Genomic DNA, 13,350 nt, shown 5'->3' with positions numbered 1-13,350 from the left:
GGATGCCTCCTATCCTCTAAGCGCCCTTTGTCGGCCGGGGTGAGTAGACTGCGGTTCACGCGGTCAGCGCGCGAAGCGGGGCGAATGTCAAGGCATGACTACTGGCACGCAAAAGCTTGCGAAATTCCACAAGGCCGAGGAGATAAGTGACCACGGATTCGCCGCCTCGATTTTCATTGAGGCGTGTCGGATGCAGGCCGTCGCGGCAACTGCCTGTTTCGACATCTACGACCGGCAATGAAAGATCATTACTGCCGAGGAACCAGGCGAATGCCTTCGCGGCCTCATTTTCCCATGTGATGTCGTGGCCGACCCGCCACGCGGCGTAGCAGGCGGCGATCGTCGCCGTCGCCTCCAGAGGCTGCTGATCGAAATGCCTCACCTCTCTTGTCTGATCCGTAAATCCATCCGTACCGACAGGCCTGAACTGACCTTCAGGGTTCGTCTGCACCGTCGTCAACCAATGCAGGGACTTTAGGCCGGCCGCCACATAATCGTGGCGTTCAGCACTCAGCCCAGTCAGGATCAGTGCCTGAGGCAGGCGGGCGTTGTCGTAGGACAGGCCTTCCTCGAACCAGATCCAGCCCTTTTTCTCGACACGATGGAAGATATCCATAAGCCTGTCGGCCAGGGTTAAGCGGATCTGATGGGCGAGCAAGTCGTGAGGCGAGACCGCGCAATAGCCATCCAACCCCAGCAGCGCAAAGGCCCAGGCGCGTGGCGAGCCGAAACTTTGGACTGTCGGCAATGCCCGCGAAAACAGGCCTGTGGCCCATGCGCGCCGGGATGCGCTTGCGTCGCTGCGCGCACATTCCCCAAGAGCCCAGAGTGTTCGGCAGTGGCTATCTTGGGAGCCCTTGGTCTCTAGCCAACGTCGGTCGAAGCCCATGAAATTCCGGAAATGCTTCTCATCCGGGTTCCATGCGTGCTGCACGAAAGATGCGAAGCGCGAGGTGAGTGCCTCGGGTAGAAGCCTTTCTCCGGGTTCGTTAAGAGCGACTGACAGAAGAAGCGCTCGGGCATTGTCGTCGACACAATAGCCATGCGAACGATCCGGCACCGAATAAACGGCATGCTGGAACAACCCGGTATCGTCGCACATCGACAGGAAGTGGTCGAGCTGCGGCTCGGAGGGGGCGGGGTGCGTGCCTACCACGACGTTGGCCGGCGGGGGTGGACGTACAGGATTTCGTAGGGTCACCTCGGAGAATAATGCGAGATAGCGCTCGGCAGTCTTTTGCCACGTCATCGGCCGACTGGTTTGATATGCGCGCAGTCGCATCGCGTCGCGTCGTCTGTCATCGGTAAGAATCGACGCGATCTCGCGACCGATCGCTGTCGAGTCACCGAAGGGAACGAGGACACCGCGGCCATCGGCCAGCAGTTCTCGCGCATGCCAGTAAGGGGTGGAGACGACTGCCTTGCCGAGGCCGAAGCTGTAAGCCAGAGTGCCCGATGTCATCTGAGCCTCATTGAGATAGGGCGTGGCATAGACATCGCACATGGAAATGAAGTCCATCAGCGTTGCCTTGTCGACGAAGCGGTCGAGAAATACCACGCTCTCGTCGATGCCCAGGTCCTTCACCCGCTTCATCAGGCTCTCGCGATAGGTTTCCCCCTGGTCGAGCACGAGGTTGGGATGGGTTGCTCCGAGGATCACGTAGACCGCATCGGGGCGGCTTTTCAAAATCAGGGGCATGGCATCGATCATCACTTCGATGCCCTTGTTGGGAGAGAGCAGGCCGAATGTGAGGATCACCGAGCGCCCGTCGAATCCCAAGCCCGCTTTCGAGGTGGTAGGATCCGAAAACGGCATATCGGGAATGCCGTGGGCAACGACCTCAATCTTGTCATCCGGCACGTGATAGACCTCAGACAACAATGTCCTGCCCTTTTCGGCCATGACAATCACTTTGGCGGACCGATCGACGATCTTGTTCAGCACACGCCGCTGGCCGGGGCTTGGCTCCGCCAGGACGGTGTGCAGCGTGGTTACGATCGGCATCTTCAACCGCGACAGCAGCTCAACGATATGATCCCCGTCCTCGCCGCCAAAGATTCCGAATTCGTGCTGAAGGCAGGCGACGTCGAAATTGCCGGCGTTGAGGACATCCGCGCCTTGAATGTAATCGTCGCGATTGTCATCGGCTATCGAGAGGCGGACCTCCGGCGGATATTCGTATACATGGCCATGATCTGTCATGGCTACGATTGCAGTGGCGACGTGGACCGGAGCTTTAGTAACGGCCTGCTGCAAATCTGTCGTAAACGTCGCGATACCACAACGACGCGGCAAGGAATTCCCGATGAACGCAATATTCTTAAGCTGGGTCATCGCGAAGCTCCCGATAGACGGAAGGCGATGTCCGTGCGCGTAATTGATGACAAAAGCCCAAGACTGCCACAACCCCATGGCTTGAGCGTCGTTCTCCAGCTGGCGCGGTCAAAAGTCATGGAAGTCTCCTTGATCTCACCGCTAAGATCGGGTTGACCTGAGATCGGAGTGTGGCAGCAGTGGCTCTCGTGATGTTGATGGCGATTGTGAGGATCCGCGGATCTATAGGCGGTCTCTCTAAGCTGCGGCTAGCGCGGTCCGTTGTGCGTCATTAACTGAAGGAGTGACGGATAGTTCCCTTCTGCCGTCTGCAATACGCCGGTTGGATCCCGCCCAAGGTGAACGCGTCAGCAGGCGGCTCTATTCTTCGGTAATATTGACTGCAACATCCATCGACACAAAAGCATCCGCGGGCCCGATGAAGCCTCCCGATACTGGCATGGCCTGGGTGATGTCTCGCGCGACTGCCACGGGAATGAGGTTGGCGCCGCCCAGTGTCCTATTCGTCGGATCGAAAGCGATCCATCCTGCACCGGGGAGGAACACATCGACCCAGGCATGAGTTGACCCGGCACCCGTCGAACCGAGGAGATTTCGAGCCGGGTCGTAAAGATAACCGGATACAGCCCGTGCCCCGATGCCGAGAACGCGGACGCCTTCTACGAACAGTGCCGCAATGTCACGACAGCTGCCGGATCGCAAGGCGAGCGTTTCGAGAGGAGACTGCGTTCCTTCTGCCTCCCGGGCCTGATACGTAACGTGGGTCGCGACGCCGGCACTGAGATCCTTCAAAAGAGACAGTGTGTCGGTCGGGTTTCCCATAACGAAGCCTCGGATCCATTTTTGGAACTCGCCAGAGGGATCCGGGTGCTGGGGAACCGCGAGTGCGCCGAGATCCTTCCACTCTCGTTCATCATACGGGAATGGGTATGACGCCGCCGAGGCCGCGATGTCGAATACCGGCCACGGCTCCGAAGTCAGATCCACCGTCACCTTACTTATGATTTCGAGCCGTTGCGTCGGCTTCGAAACGGTAACAGTCGCGACTGCGTTTCCAAACACATCCGTTGTCCAGGCTATGCGGGCTTCCGGCGCAACCGTGATGTGATAATTTTGAAGCAGGAGATGCGGTTCCTCGCGGGGTCGCAGGAGCAACCGGTATGGAGAAAGCTGAACGGGAAACCGGTAGCTGTAGGTTGTCCGATGCGAAATAGAGAGTGCTGGCATTTTCGCTCCTCGCTGCGACCAAGCTATTTAATGACTGTCCAGATATAGCGAAGCCCTTGATGGCTTGTCGTTGTCACGAGGTCCGGCCGACAATCCGGCCGGCTCCTTGTCATGACAAGTTGAAACCGTTGGTCGAGCTGCATCCCGCATCGAGTGAAATGGTTATTCATTGGTGATCGAGGGCAGATGAAGTTCAACCTCACGTCGCTGCTTTTCGTCCATCGGTCCGATGCGCTCGTTCCAGAACGCGGCCGCCAGGGCCGGCTCATCTTCCCAATTACGCGTGCTGACCAGATTGTAGTCGACCTTGGCACGGCGGCGACCACCAAGGCGCATATATTCCTCAGCCAGTCGTCACGACGGGGTCTGACCATCGTCGATGATGACCTCGTCTTTGGCAGCGTTCTCTTTCTTCAGGAAAGCGATGAGCGCGTCACGCTCAGGACCAAAAGGCTTCTGGTTCAAAAACGCGTCTACCGAGGAACGGGTTTCGTGGCCACCCGACGACGGATTACCGCGATGGAGGACGAAACGTTGGTCCGTCGTGCCGTCCTGTCCGACGAACCATTTGTCTCCATTTGAACTCGATGCAAACTCTTGCAGGTTGCCCATATCTCTCGCCTTTCAGATATCCGTGAAGCCTCCGGAGCGCAGCGCACTCTCGATGACATGGTGAATGTTGTTCGTACTCGTCCGTGCGTGTTTCGGTCTATCAATGGGAGTGCCAGTCGCGCAGTCCGATTTGCTACCGCGTTTAAATGAGGGCGTCAGGCCCAGTTGCGGGCGATAAGCTTCGTCGATGGGATGCCGAGGTCGAGTGTGTAAGGGCTCTGCGTGCCATATCCGCTCAACGGGTCGACCGCCGTGCCGTGTCCCATGCCGCCAGTGCCGTGAAGCTTGATCGCATCGAGACTTGCGCCGTTCGTCCAACCGGCTGCCTCAGCCGCGATGCCGTGCATCTTTAAAAGTTGTCAAAGCGCTGCTTGCTCGCCGCATACGATGAGCTTAACGCTCTTAAGACCGCTGCGGGAAATGCGCCGCATGTGTTTCGAAAGGTCATTTCGCTGCGGACAGTTTGCCGCCTCCGGGTCAATCACCTAATCCGGCGTAAAAGCGGATACTCCGGCGCGTCGTAGAGCGCGCGGATTTGATTGTGGTCAAACCGCGCTTCATCCATTTCAAGAAGTGAACCGCGTTGCTGTGTATCGCGCATGTCTTCGACGGCGAAACGCAGGGCCTCGGCCGCTGTTTCGAAACGCCTGTAGCGGGGTCCCCTTCTTTCCGCCGTCGCATAGCCGGCGTAAAGTCCTGCACTGCCCGCGTAATTGAACCGGTTCAATTGGCTGGTCTCCGGTTCTCGAAAGTGGATTGGACTTGTCCGCGGGCGGCTGCCCTGATGCGTTCGGTATCTCGCAGTTCGCGTTTCCGCAACTGCATGACTTTTCGCAGGTTCGCGAGCTTTTCGGCATCCGAGCCGGCTACGACGTTCGGTGACCGGAATAGTTCGTCTGCGGATCGGCGCGGTGTGTAATTCATATTTGGGTCCTAGTCAGCGCTGTGACGCTGTTTTGGGTTTTGAAATCAGCCAGATAGTTTCTTGATCGTTATTTCTTGGTGGAACCCGGCGCATTGCTCACGGGAGACTTGACCTGCGAGCCGGAGGAAGCGGGTGGCACGACTGCGGTCTTGTCTTTCTTCGGCTTGCGGACTTCTCGATTGCCGCGCACTTGACCTTTGGCCATGAAATTCTCCTCACCTTATGGTGATTGTTGGAGCAGCCCGACTGATTTCGATCGGGTCTGTGCATTCGAAGGATCTGCTAGATTGGCAGGAGCGCCGTGTCCTGCCGCCACGTCAGTCTGCGGCCGTCCCGGCCGGAACTGAAGTTTGGGAATGCCTTGAATATTGCCCAGGGAAGACGTTTCAGTCCGGGACTTGCAAAGCCTTCTCGAGGTCCGCAAAGACTTGCTTGTTCATGATATCCGAACAGGCTCGTCCGAACGAGGTTTCGTGAAACGCATGGGGCATATTTGTTGGAAGACATCGTGTCCTCCTTTTGTTGGGTAAGGCCGTCGTTTGAACGGCGATGCCGGGATACGGCTACTGTGACACGGGAAAGCGCCTGTTTCGCCGTACAACAGGCCTCGCAATTTCCTACGCGTTTGCACTGAAGTCACCAGACAGTGTTGGCGTAGGATGAGACGACTTCGGTTATGTTAGCTGTCGCAATCGGAAAACAAAAGGCCGGGTGCTAACCCGACCTCACAGTCAATCGGCTCTGCTGCCAGTACATCCGTGGTCAGCGAGAGCGAGTGACAGATTCAAGCCGCCTGAAGATTGTCAGCGGAATTCTTGCCGGACTTGTGGTCCTGAACAATGTCGTAGGTGATCTTCTGGCCGTCGGAGAGCGACCGGAGCCCGGCCCGTTCGACAGCCGAAATATGGACGAAGACATCAGATGAGCCGTTTTCGGGCTGGATGAAACCGAAGCCCTTGGTGGCGTTGAACCACTTTACAGTACCAGTATTCATGACGATTTCCTTTCGAAAGCAATCGTGATGGTCCCCGCGATTCTTTGCGGGATTTGATCGATTTTTTGAGAGGAAATCCGACGGGAGCATTGAGCTCTGCAACGACATCACAAGCAATGGTCGATGAGTGACATGTAGGTTCAATTTCTGATTTAGCAATGGGTGATGTTAAATATTCGTAATTCTTTCGAGCAGGTTTCAGCTGCCCGCCCCGTGCCTGTTCGTAATAGATGGGCAACTGAGTGCGCCGGTGTTGACCGACTTCAGACAAGTTCACACCCAAGACGTTAGGCTTCAGGGTCGAATGTCGAGATCATTGAGCGTGCGGTGGAGCGCGCTCTCCAGGATCGGCTTCGAAAGGAAACGAGCGCCGGCGGGAAGACCGCCATGTTCCGGACTGCAAGGTTACGAGGAGGGGCTGGGCTTGGGGCTGTTTATCGCCAGAGAGATCGCGAAAGCTCATAACGGCAGTTTGACTGTTGAGTCCTCAAGCGAGGAGACGACATTCACATTTACGATGCCGACTGACCCTGACTAGGATCGTTTCGCCCACGCTACGCTGTCAGGGCTGCAGCTGGTACCTACTAAGACCTCCGCTTTTTGTAGCGACGGGGGCAGGTCAGAGAGCGCGGCCTTCTGCTTGTCCAAGGAATCTCAGAAAATCAGAGCCTCGCAGCTTAGAAATTAACGAGTTGCGGGTTCAGATCGGTTCAAGGCGCTGGATCCGTTAAGGCGGGACTGAACCCACTCCAAATCCGGTCGCGGCCAACGCTTCCCTCAGCTCTTCGACTTTAAACGGCTTCGTCAGTCTTGGAAGATCAGGCGCAATACCGTCGACGTCAGCATATCCCGACATCGGCGCGCGCAGCCGGCAGAATTTCGGGCGCATCAATAACGACCTGGACCTGCTAAGGGGGCAGGCAAAGATTTCTTACGAAAAGGGCGCGCGTGATATGTGTGTGGTCAAAGCATACATGTCGAAGATCTGTGACGTCCCATCATCATAAAGCTCGGACACCCAAGACCACGATGGCTCGCAAATCGTCGTATAAGGATCAAGGCCGGCGCGGTGGCAGAATGACGGGTTCGTTACCATCGCGGTTGTTGTTGCGATAGTTGCGGTACTCACGAGTTTCCGACCGACGACGGTCGTTGCGATCCCAATCAAGGTGGTCTCGGTGATCATCCCGTCGCGCTCCCCAGTGGCGATTCCAGTCACGCCTGTCATGATGTCGCCGATCCCAATCCCTACGGGGCCGGTCAGCGCGGTAGACATACGAAGGTCCGTCATAGCGGCTATAGCCTCTATCGTAACTTGAGTAGCCGCTCTCGCTGACGCAACCGGCGAGCGTGAGGCACGCCATTACTGCTGCGGCGAAAGTAGATAACTTCCTGAACATTTGGGTGAGCCTCCATTCGATCAGCACAGAAACGAGCATCGCCGTGGATCGTTCCTTACTGGCATGCGCAGCATAGAGCCGCCAGCGTAAGGAACATCTGACGGCATGTCGCATTCCCGGTGGGTAAGGAGACACACATGAATATCGCACCATCAGTTCCCAAATACACACTTGAGCAGCTGCAGGAGGCCTACGAGCTTAGCATCCCTCGTGCCGTGCAGATCCTTGAGAAGTTCGGAGGTGACCGGCGACTGATCGACAAGTTCATGCGCCGGTGCCAGAGGTCGTGACACGGAACGTTTCTCTACGCAACGCATTTATTATGCAGGCGTACAACAGGAGAAAAAGCTATGGATTGGAACCGCGTCGAAGGTAACTGGAAGCAGATGAAGGGCAAGGTCAAGGAGCAGTGGGGCAAGCTCACCGACGACGACCTCGACGTCATCAATGGCAAGCGCGATCAGCTCGAAGGCAAGATCCAAGAACGCTATGGTTATGAAAAGGACCGCAGCAAGAAGGATGTCGACGACTGGTACGGCCGGCAGACCTGGTAGTTAGATTGACCCCGCTTCGGCGGGGTTTTTATTTTGTGATAATTTTTCTCATTCCGCGGGAACCAAGTCAGAGTGCGGTCGTTTCTGACCGCCACGAAAAACTCGTGGGATCAATTGCATACGAGGAAAAACTCATGAAGACGATTATCGCCGCCGCTCTTGCTCTTGGCACCATGAGCACCGCTGCTTTCGCTCAGCAGCCGGTTGCCCCTGCAGCGACCGCGCCTGCAGCAACTGCTGCCTCCGGCGCCGACGCGACGATGGTCGGTCCAGGTATCACCATGGGTACGGCAGCAACGATGCCGCTCAAGACGGTAGAGATCAAGGATACTGACCTCGTCACCTCGAAGCTCGTCGGTCTGAACATCTACAACAAGGAAAACGAGGAAGTCGGCGAGATTTCCGACGTCGTTATTGGCAATGGAAAGTCGGTCATCGGCGTAATCGCGAGCGTCGGCGGCTTCCTCGGCATGGGCGCCAGCTACGTCGTGATCGATCCGGCTTCCATGGCGCTTGCCGACGACAACGGCACCTGGAAGGCCTATGTCGACACCAACAAAGACGATCTCTCCAAGGCTCCGAAGTTCGATTACGACAAGCTGAAGAAGTAATTATCGCGCTTTGCCGGCGACAACGGATGTAATGGCGCTTGGCTAAGTTCGAGACGAAGGTCGGTGCGAGAAATCGCCCGGCCTTTTTTCGATCTGCGACCATCCTTCGTGCGCATTCGGAACTTCTTCTTCATCTCGCGCATTATGCGGGAAGATTAGGAGCCCGATATGCAAACGATTTCAAAGATTTTCTCAGCCATCTCACTTTCCACGATCATTACGCTCACCTCTTTTGGTCCCTCGTCAGCGATGCCTCTGCCAACTGTGGCCCCGCCGCAGGCTAGCAACGTCGAGCAGGTTCAATATCGTCACCATGATCGACGACGCTACTATCGTCATCATCGCGGAGATCGGCACTACGGCCGCCACTATCGTCGATACGACCGTCACCATCACAGGCGCAGCCGCTCCAATGCTGGGGCTATTATCGGCGGTTTGGCTGCGGGCGCCATCATCGGTGGCGCGATCGCCAACTCGGGCAGTCGCTCATACGGCAGCAGCCATACTCAGTGGTGTGCGAACCGCTATCGCACCTATCGAGCTTCGGACAACACTTATGTGCCCCGCGCCGGCGTCCGGGCGCAGTGCCGATCGCCTTACTAAGAAAGAACAAAATGAGAGAGAGGCGGCAGAGATGCCGCTTTTTTCCGTCTTAAATCACATAAGCTCCGGTTATGCTACCGTGGCAGGCATTTCGTTTCAGGACACTTCCTCGATGTCGAAATAGACAACGCGGCATTGTCCTGAACCTCGCGCAACCTTTGTAGGATGCATGGCGAATAGTGCACTAATCCGTCTTGACCCGAAAAAAGGTCGGCTGCATGAAGGCGAGGTTTTGAACTTGAGCAGAACGACCGGCTGGCAAGTCCGTCGTGCGCAACGCTCTACTGTTCGTAACCGCCGATCATGAAGCTTTCGCTCTGAATGCATTTGATCTTCAACCAGTCGCCGGTTCAGCCGGGGTGGTAGGGGCGATCGGGTTCCCTGGCAATGATGCATTTAAGACCCAAGCTGCAGGCGTTCGCGAGAAGCTCGTCCGGTTCACCAAGACGGCTTCAGCACACTGGATGCCGCCATCGATGTTATGGAAAAGGTCGCTGAGCAGGTGTCGGCGCACCGAGAGCTCCGTCCCCGTTAGGCTATGCCCTTCGAAATACGTGAGATCGAAAGCGTAGAAGATCGAATTGGCTGACGCCTCCCTGCCGCGACGTCCTCCGAGCGACTCAGTGCCCCGAAATCCGACCGGCCGAAATCCTCCAGGACCACGGCCTCGCCATCGAGGATAGCGCTATGAACAACAATACGGTTTGACGCTTCAGCGATCGTTGGAAATCTGCTTGTCCACTCGTGCCAGCCTCTTCCTCAAAAGCTTTACGGTTGAATACCCCGGTCAACGGATCAGGTGCTAACGCTTCGGCCTCGGAGTATCCATGGTACCGCACGCGACCAGCTTCATCACAAATCAGGCTTCCGAAGCTTGATTTCGGAACGGGAAGCCGAAACTTCGTTTCCGCTCTACCGAGCGCGGCTCACTCAAGGGCAAGTGAGGAGAAAGCTTGATCTGAAGGTGGGACGGCCGGTGCCCGATCGGAAGTTCAGGCGGCTCACTCTTGGTCCATCGCCGCCACAAGTAGTTGGTCACGGTCACGCAGTCCTCTGTTAAAAAGTCTTGCTAAGGTCACCGTCGGTCTCCCGATAGCGGAAGGATCACGGGTTAAACCCTTTGCAGCCGCAACTTCCCTGACGACGCCAGCACATAGGCGTGCGTCTTCCTTCGAAATAGGTGCTATCATTAATCGCTCCGATAGGCCCGCTCCCAAGAGGAGCGGGCCCATAGCTGCTTAGAAGTCCATTCCCGCGCCAGCCGGTACGGCTTGGGTAATATCTTTCTTTGGCTTTTCAGCGATCATCGCTTCGGTCGTCACCAGGAGGCCGGCAACCGAGGCGGCGTCCTGGAGCGCGGTGCGTACGACCTTGGCGGGGTCGATGACGCCATGCGCGTAGAGATCACCATACTCGCCGGTCTGCGCGTTCCAGCCATATGAGAAGTCGGCTTTCTCGCGCAGTTTGCCGACGATCACCGAACCCTCAGCGCCTGCGTTCTCGGCGATCTGGCGAACCGGGGCTTCGATGGCGCGCCGGACGATCTCGATGCCGACCTTCTGATCCTGGTTCGCCGTCTGAAGAATGTCTAGTGCCTTGACGGCGCGAAGCAGGGCGACGCCACCACCCGGAAGGACGCCTTCCTCGACGGCTGCGCGGGTAGCATGGAGTGCGTCGTCCACGCGGTCCTTCTTCTCCTTCACCTCGACTTCGGTCGAGCCGCCGACGCGGATGACGGCAACGCCGCCCGCGAGCTTGGCAAGTCGTTCCTGCAGTTTTTCACGGTCATAATCGGAGGTGGTTTCTTCGATCTGGGCGCGGATCTGGGCCACACGTCCGTCGATCTCAGCCTTGGAGCCAACGCCATCGATAATCGTGGTGTTTTCTTTCTCGATCGCCACCTTCTTGGCGCGACCGAGCATTTCAAGCGTGACGTTTTCAAGCTTGATGCCCACGTCTTCAGAGATGACAGTGCCGCCCGTCAAGATAGCAATATCTTCCAGCATGGCCTTGCGACGGTCGCCGAAGCCAGGCGCCTTGACGGCGGCGATCTTCAGGCCGCCGCGCAGCTTGTTGACGACAAGCGTTGCAAGGGCTTCGCCTTCGACGTCCTCGGCGATGATGAGCAGTGGCTTGCCAGTCTTGACCGCAGCTTCCAGCACCGGCAGCAGCGCCTGGAGATTGGAGAGCTTCTTCTCATGGATGAGGATATACGGCTCTTCGAGCTCGACCCGCATCTTGTCTTGGTTGGTAACGAAGTAGGGGCTAAGGTAACCACGGTCGAACTGCATGCCTTCGACGACTTCGAGCTCCGTCTCTGCCGTCTTGGCTTCCTCGACGGTGATGACGCCTTCGTTGCCGACTTTCTCCATCGCCTCGGCGAGGTAACGGCCGATCTCTTCATCGCCGTTCGCAGAGATGGTGCCAACCTGTGCGATCTCCGAGTTGCTGGTGATCTTGCGAGCGTTGGTCTTCAGTTCCTTGACGACAGCGTCAACGGCAAGATCGATGCCGCGCTTGAGGTCCATCGGGTTCATGCCGGAAGCAACCGCCTTGGCGCCTTCCTTGACGATCGCCTGGGCGAGAACGGTCGCAGTCGTGGTGCCGTCGCCAGCCAAGTCGTTGGTCTTCGAAGCGACTTCGCGCAGCATCTGGGCGCCCATGTTCTCGAACTTGTCTTCCAGTTCGATTTCCTTGGCGACCGAAACGCCGTCCTTGGTAATGCGCGGCGCGCCGAAGGACTTGTCGATGACGACGTTACGGCCCTTCGGGCCAAGCGTGACCTTTACTGCATTGGCAAGCACGTCGACCCCACGCAGCATGCGCTCACGGGCATCGGTGTTGAATTTGACTTCTTTGGCAGCCATTTGTCTAACTCCTCAATAGGCAGCTATTTTGACTGATGGGTTGATTTGTAAGGAGAGCGCCTCAGGCGGCGATCTTCTGCGCAGCCTGAGCGCCGATAATGCCTAGTACGTCACTTTCCTTCATGATCAACAGGTCTTCGCCGTTGATCTTGATCTCGGTGCCGGACCATTTACCGAACAGAATACGGTCGCCAGCTTTGACGTCGAGTGCCTGGTTCTGGCCAGCCTCGTTACGCGTGCCAGTGCCGACGGCGATGACTTCGCCCTCTGATGGCTTTTCTTTCGCGGTATCGGGAATGATGATGCCGCCTTTGGTCTTCTCCTGGGATTCGACGCGGCGGACGAGAATGCGATCATGAAGCGGTCGGAACGACATGTTTTCCTCCATTGGACAAAAAAGATGACGCAATTTTCCTACCGGACCGGGTGACCGGTCCGGCGGATGCGAACCTCTTTAAGCGTTCGCGGGCGAAGATTTATTTTCGAGGTTTTTCGATTTCAAGAGGGTTATTCACAAAAATCAGCACTCGTGGGAAATGGCTGCTAACATACTGTAAAGGAGAGAGAAAATAGTCCCCATAATAGGAAGTGTGTTGATGGCGCCGGCTTTTTCCGCCACCATGGCTGCGTCACGAAACGGAGATGAAGCATGCAGTTCTCATCGGACTTGGAGCGTCAACTCAATGGCTATGGGCTGACCACCGCGCATATCCTCTACCGCATTCCGGATTTCGAGTCCGTCCTGCAAAGCTACGTTTGGCAGGACTATGATCTCGCCCCTGATTTTCCGGAAATGCGCAAGTTCCTAGACTTCTGGCAGGCGAAGCTCGACGGGCCTCTCCACTCCGTGCGCTACAGCCACCAACGGCTCATAGGTCCGAATGAATGGAGCCGCGTCGACGGTGAGTTCAAGCTTCATTGACCTCTTGAATTTGATTTCTCGCTCTCCTAGCTGAGCGGCGGCCGAGGCTTGATGAGCTTGGCCGCTTTCCACGTCTGTATGGAGTCGAGACCGCATGGAAAAGAATATCGAGATCATGAAAAACGCGAGCGTTTCCGAAAGGGAAGAAATCATTATCGATTTCGCCCGGTGGCTCGAGACAACGTCACAGGACGCTCTAGTCTACGGCGAGGGCCGTTTCGCCTTGATGTCCGCGAATTTGGCTCAGGCAATCCGTGCCAACGCTGATGACCTTGCGCGCGAGACGCCTGAAACGGCTGC

The 13,350-nt window shown here is 56.9% G+C and carries 18 protein-coding genes and 1 pseudogene; 7 read left to right on the top strand and 12 right to left on the bottom strand.

The window, feature by feature from the left end:
- Positions 1–55: 55 nt before the first annotated feature.
- From HNQ72_RS29520 to HNQ72_RS29485, 8 genes are all read right to left on the bottom strand, one after another.
- The gene (locus HNQ72_RS29520; protein WP_183998135.1) at positions 56–2,335 is read right to left on the bottom strand and encodes a glycosyltransferase family 4 protein; all 2,280 of its coding nucleotides are present in this window, start codon (positions 2,333–2,335) and stop codon (positions 56–58) included.
- Between the two features lie 360 nt (positions 2,336–2,695).
- A complete protein-coding gene (locus HNQ72_RS29515) occupies positions 2,696–3,562 on the bottom strand; it encodes a transglutaminase family protein (RefSeq protein ID WP_183998132.1) in 867 nt (288 codons plus the stop codon).
- Between the two features lie 162 nt (positions 3,563–3,724).
- Complete coding sequence (locus HNQ72_RS29510) at positions 3,725–3,898, bottom strand: hypothetical protein (protein ID WP_183998130.1); 174 nt, start codon at positions 3,896–3,898, stop codon at positions 3,725–3,727.
- 18 nt (positions 3,899–3,916) lie between these two features.
- Positions 3,917–4,174, bottom strand: a complete 258-nt coding sequence (locus HNQ72_RS29505) for a hypothetical protein (protein ID WP_183998128.1) — start codon at positions 4,172–4,174, stop codon at positions 3,917–3,919.
- A 155-nt stretch (positions 4,175–4,329) separates the two neighbouring features.
- Positions 4,330–4,521 carry a hypothetical protein gene (locus HNQ72_RS29500; RefSeq protein ID WP_183998126.1) on the bottom strand — a complete coding sequence of 64 codons (192 nt, stop codon included), beginning with the start codon at positions 4,519–4,521 and terminating at the stop codon, positions 4,330–4,332.
- Positions 4,522–4,655: 134 nt separating this feature from the next.
- Positions 4,656–4,901, bottom strand: a complete 246-nt coding sequence (locus HNQ72_RS29495) for a hypothetical protein (RefSeq protein WP_183998124.1) — start codon at positions 4,899–4,901, stop codon at positions 4,656–4,658.
- A 265-nt stretch (positions 4,902–5,166) separates the two neighbouring features.
- Positions 5,167–5,304, bottom strand: coding sequence for a hypothetical protein (locus tag HNQ72_RS29490; protein WP_183998122.1), 138 nt, complete (start codon positions 5,302–5,304; stop codon positions 5,167–5,169).
- A gap of 579 nt (positions 5,305–5,883) precedes the next feature.
- Entirely contained in the window at positions 5,884–6,093 is a 210-nt protein-coding gene (locus HNQ72_RS29485; protein WP_183998120.1) for a cold-shock protein, read from the bottom strand.
- A gap of 304 nt (positions 6,094–6,397) precedes the next feature.
- On the opposite strand from HNQ72_RS29485, the gene HNQ72_RS31410 reads away from it, so the two are divergent.
- Positions 6,398–6,631, top strand: coding sequence for an ATP-binding protein (locus HNQ72_RS31410; RefSeq protein ID WP_373289527.1), 234 nt, complete (start codon positions 6,398–6,400; stop codon positions 6,629–6,631).
- A 393-nt stretch (positions 6,632–7,024) separates the two neighbouring features.
- Here HNQ72_RS31410 and HNQ72_RS29480 read toward each other — a convergent pair whose 3' ends face one another.
- Positions 7,025–7,369, bottom strand: a complete 345-nt coding sequence (locus tag HNQ72_RS29480) for a hypothetical protein (protein WP_183998118.1) — start codon at positions 7,367–7,369, stop codon at positions 7,025–7,027.
- Between the two features lie 261 nt (positions 7,370–7,630).
- On the opposite strand from HNQ72_RS29480, the gene HNQ72_RS29475 reads away from it, so the two are divergent.
- From HNQ72_RS29475 to HNQ72_RS29460, 4 genes are all read left to right on the top strand, one after another.
- Positions 7,631–7,783 carry a hypothetical protein gene (locus HNQ72_RS29475; protein WP_183998116.1) on the top strand — a complete coding sequence of 51 codons (153 nt, stop codon included), beginning with the start codon at positions 7,631–7,633 and terminating at the stop codon, positions 7,781–7,783.
- A 60-nt stretch (positions 7,784–7,843) separates the two neighbouring features.
- Positions 7,844–8,047 (top strand): CsbD family protein, encoded by a 204-nt coding sequence (locus tag HNQ72_RS29470; protein WP_183998114.1) that lies wholly within the window; start codon positions 7,844–7,846, stop codon positions 8,045–8,047.
- Positions 8,048–8,181: 134 nt separating this feature from the next.
- A complete protein-coding gene (locus tag HNQ72_RS29465) occupies positions 8,182–8,658 on the top strand; it encodes a PRC-barrel domain-containing protein (RefSeq protein WP_183998112.1) in 477 nt (158 codons plus the stop codon).
- Positions 8,659–8,826: 168 nt separating this feature from the next.
- Positions 8,827–9,261 (top strand): BA14K family protein, encoded by a 435-nt coding sequence (locus HNQ72_RS29460; RefSeq protein WP_183998110.1) that lies wholly within the window; start codon positions 8,827–8,829, stop codon positions 9,259–9,261.
- Between the two features lie 284 nt (positions 9,262–9,545).
- Here HNQ72_RS29460 and HNQ72_RS29455 read toward each other — a convergent pair.
- The 3 genes and pseudogenes from HNQ72_RS29455 to groES all read right to left on the bottom strand — a co-directional run.
- Positions 9,546–10,017, bottom strand: a pseudogene (locus tag HNQ72_RS29455) (ATP-dependent DNA ligase); the annotation flags it as partial.
- Positions 10,018–10,499: 482 nt separating this feature from the next.
- The gene (gene groL, locus HNQ72_RS29450) at positions 10,500–12,128 is read right to left on the bottom strand and encodes a chaperonin GroEL (protein WP_183998108.1); all 1,629 of its coding nucleotides are present in this window, start codon (positions 12,126–12,128) and stop codon (positions 10,500–10,502) included.
- 61 nt (positions 12,129–12,189) lie between these two features.
- Complete coding sequence (groES, locus tag HNQ72_RS29445; protein WP_183998105.1) at positions 12,190–12,504, bottom strand: co-chaperone GroES; 315 nt, start codon at positions 12,502–12,504, stop codon at positions 12,190–12,192.
- 273 nt (positions 12,505–12,777) lie between these two features.
- On the opposite strand from groES, the gene HNQ72_RS29440 reads away from it, so the two are divergent.
- Together HNQ72_RS29440 and HNQ72_RS29435 are read left to right on the top strand one after the other, a co-directional pair.
- A complete protein-coding gene (locus HNQ72_RS29440; RefSeq protein ID WP_183998103.1) occupies positions 12,778–13,050 on the top strand; it encodes an usg protein in 273 nt (90 codons plus the stop codon).
- A gap of 94 nt (positions 13,051–13,144) precedes the next feature.
- A partial coding sequence (locus HNQ72_RS29435) for a hypothetical protein (protein WP_183998102.1) occupies positions 13,145–13,350 on the top strand: 206 nt, incomplete at its 3' end.

Source organism: Aliirhizobium wenxiniae (assembly GCF_014201355.1).
GTDB lineage: Bacteria > Pseudomonadota > Alphaproteobacteria > Rhizobiales > Rhizobiaceae > Neorhizobium > Neorhizobium wenxiniae.
Note: the sequence above shows the minus strand (reverse complement) of the source record. Positions and strands in the feature narration are given on the sequence as shown.

What these genes read in the sequence shown, in the direction of transcription:
- HNQ72_RS29520 (WP_183998135.1), bottom strand. Translation starts at nt 2,335, where the DNA reads ATGACCCAGCTTAAGAATATTGCGTTCATCGGGAATTCCTTGCCGCGT.
- HNQ72_RS29515 (WP_183998132.1), bottom strand. Translation starts at nt 3,562, where the DNA reads ATGCCAGCACTCTCTATTTCGCATCGGACAACCTACAGCTACCGGTTT.
- HNQ72_RS29510 (WP_183998130.1), bottom strand. Translation starts at nt 3,898, where the DNA reads ATGCGCCTTGGTGGTCGCCGCCGTGCCAAGGTCGACTACAATCTGGTC.
- HNQ72_RS29505 (WP_183998128.1), bottom strand. Translation starts at nt 4,174, where the DNA reads ATGGGCAACCTGCAAGAGTTTGCATCGAGTTCAAATGGAGACAAATGG.
- HNQ72_RS29500 (WP_183998126.1), bottom strand. Translation starts at nt 4,521, where the DNA reads ATGCACGGCATCGCGGCTGAGGCAGCCGGTTGGACGAACGGCGCAAGT.
- HNQ72_RS29490 (WP_183998122.1), bottom strand. Translation starts at nt 5,304, where the DNA reads ATGGCCAAAGGTCAAGTGCGCGGCAATCGAGAAGTCCGCAAGCCGAAG.
- HNQ72_RS29485 (WP_183998120.1), bottom strand. Translation starts at nt 6,093, where the DNA reads ATGAATACTGGTACTGTAAAGTGGTTCAACGCCACCAAGGGCTTCGGT.
- HNQ72_RS31410 (WP_373289527.1), top strand. Translation starts at nt 6,398, where the DNA reads ATGTCGAGATCATTGAGCGTGCGGTGGAGCGCGCTCTCCAGGATCGGC.
- HNQ72_RS29480 (WP_183998118.1), bottom strand. Translation starts at nt 7,369, where the DNA reads ATGTCTACCGCGCTGACCGGCCCCGTAGGGATTGGGATCGGCGACATC.
- HNQ72_RS29475 (WP_183998116.1), top strand. Translation starts at nt 7,631, where the DNA reads ATGAATATCGCACCATCAGTTCCCAAATACACACTTGAGCAGCTGCAG.
- HNQ72_RS29470 (WP_183998114.1), top strand. Translation starts at nt 7,844, where the DNA reads ATGGATTGGAACCGCGTCGAAGGTAACTGGAAGCAGATGAAGGGCAAG.
- HNQ72_RS29465 (WP_183998112.1), top strand. Translation starts at nt 8,182, where the DNA reads ATGAAGACGATTATCGCCGCCGCTCTTGCTCTTGGCACCATGAGCACC.
- HNQ72_RS29460 (WP_183998110.1), top strand. Translation starts at nt 8,827, where the DNA reads ATGCAAACGATTTCAAAGATTTTCTCAGCCATCTCACTTTCCACGATC.
- groL (WP_183998108.1), bottom strand. Translation starts at nt 12,128, where the DNA reads ATGGCTGCCAAAGAAGTCAAATTCAACACCGATGCCCGTGAGCGCATG.
- groES (WP_183998105.1), bottom strand. Translation starts at nt 12,504, where the DNA reads ATGTCGTTCCGACCGCTTCATGATCGCATTCTCGTCCGCCGCGTCGAA.
- HNQ72_RS29440 (WP_183998103.1), top strand. Translation starts at nt 12,778, where the DNA reads ATGCAGTTCTCATCGGACTTGGAGCGTCAACTCAATGGCTATGGGCTG.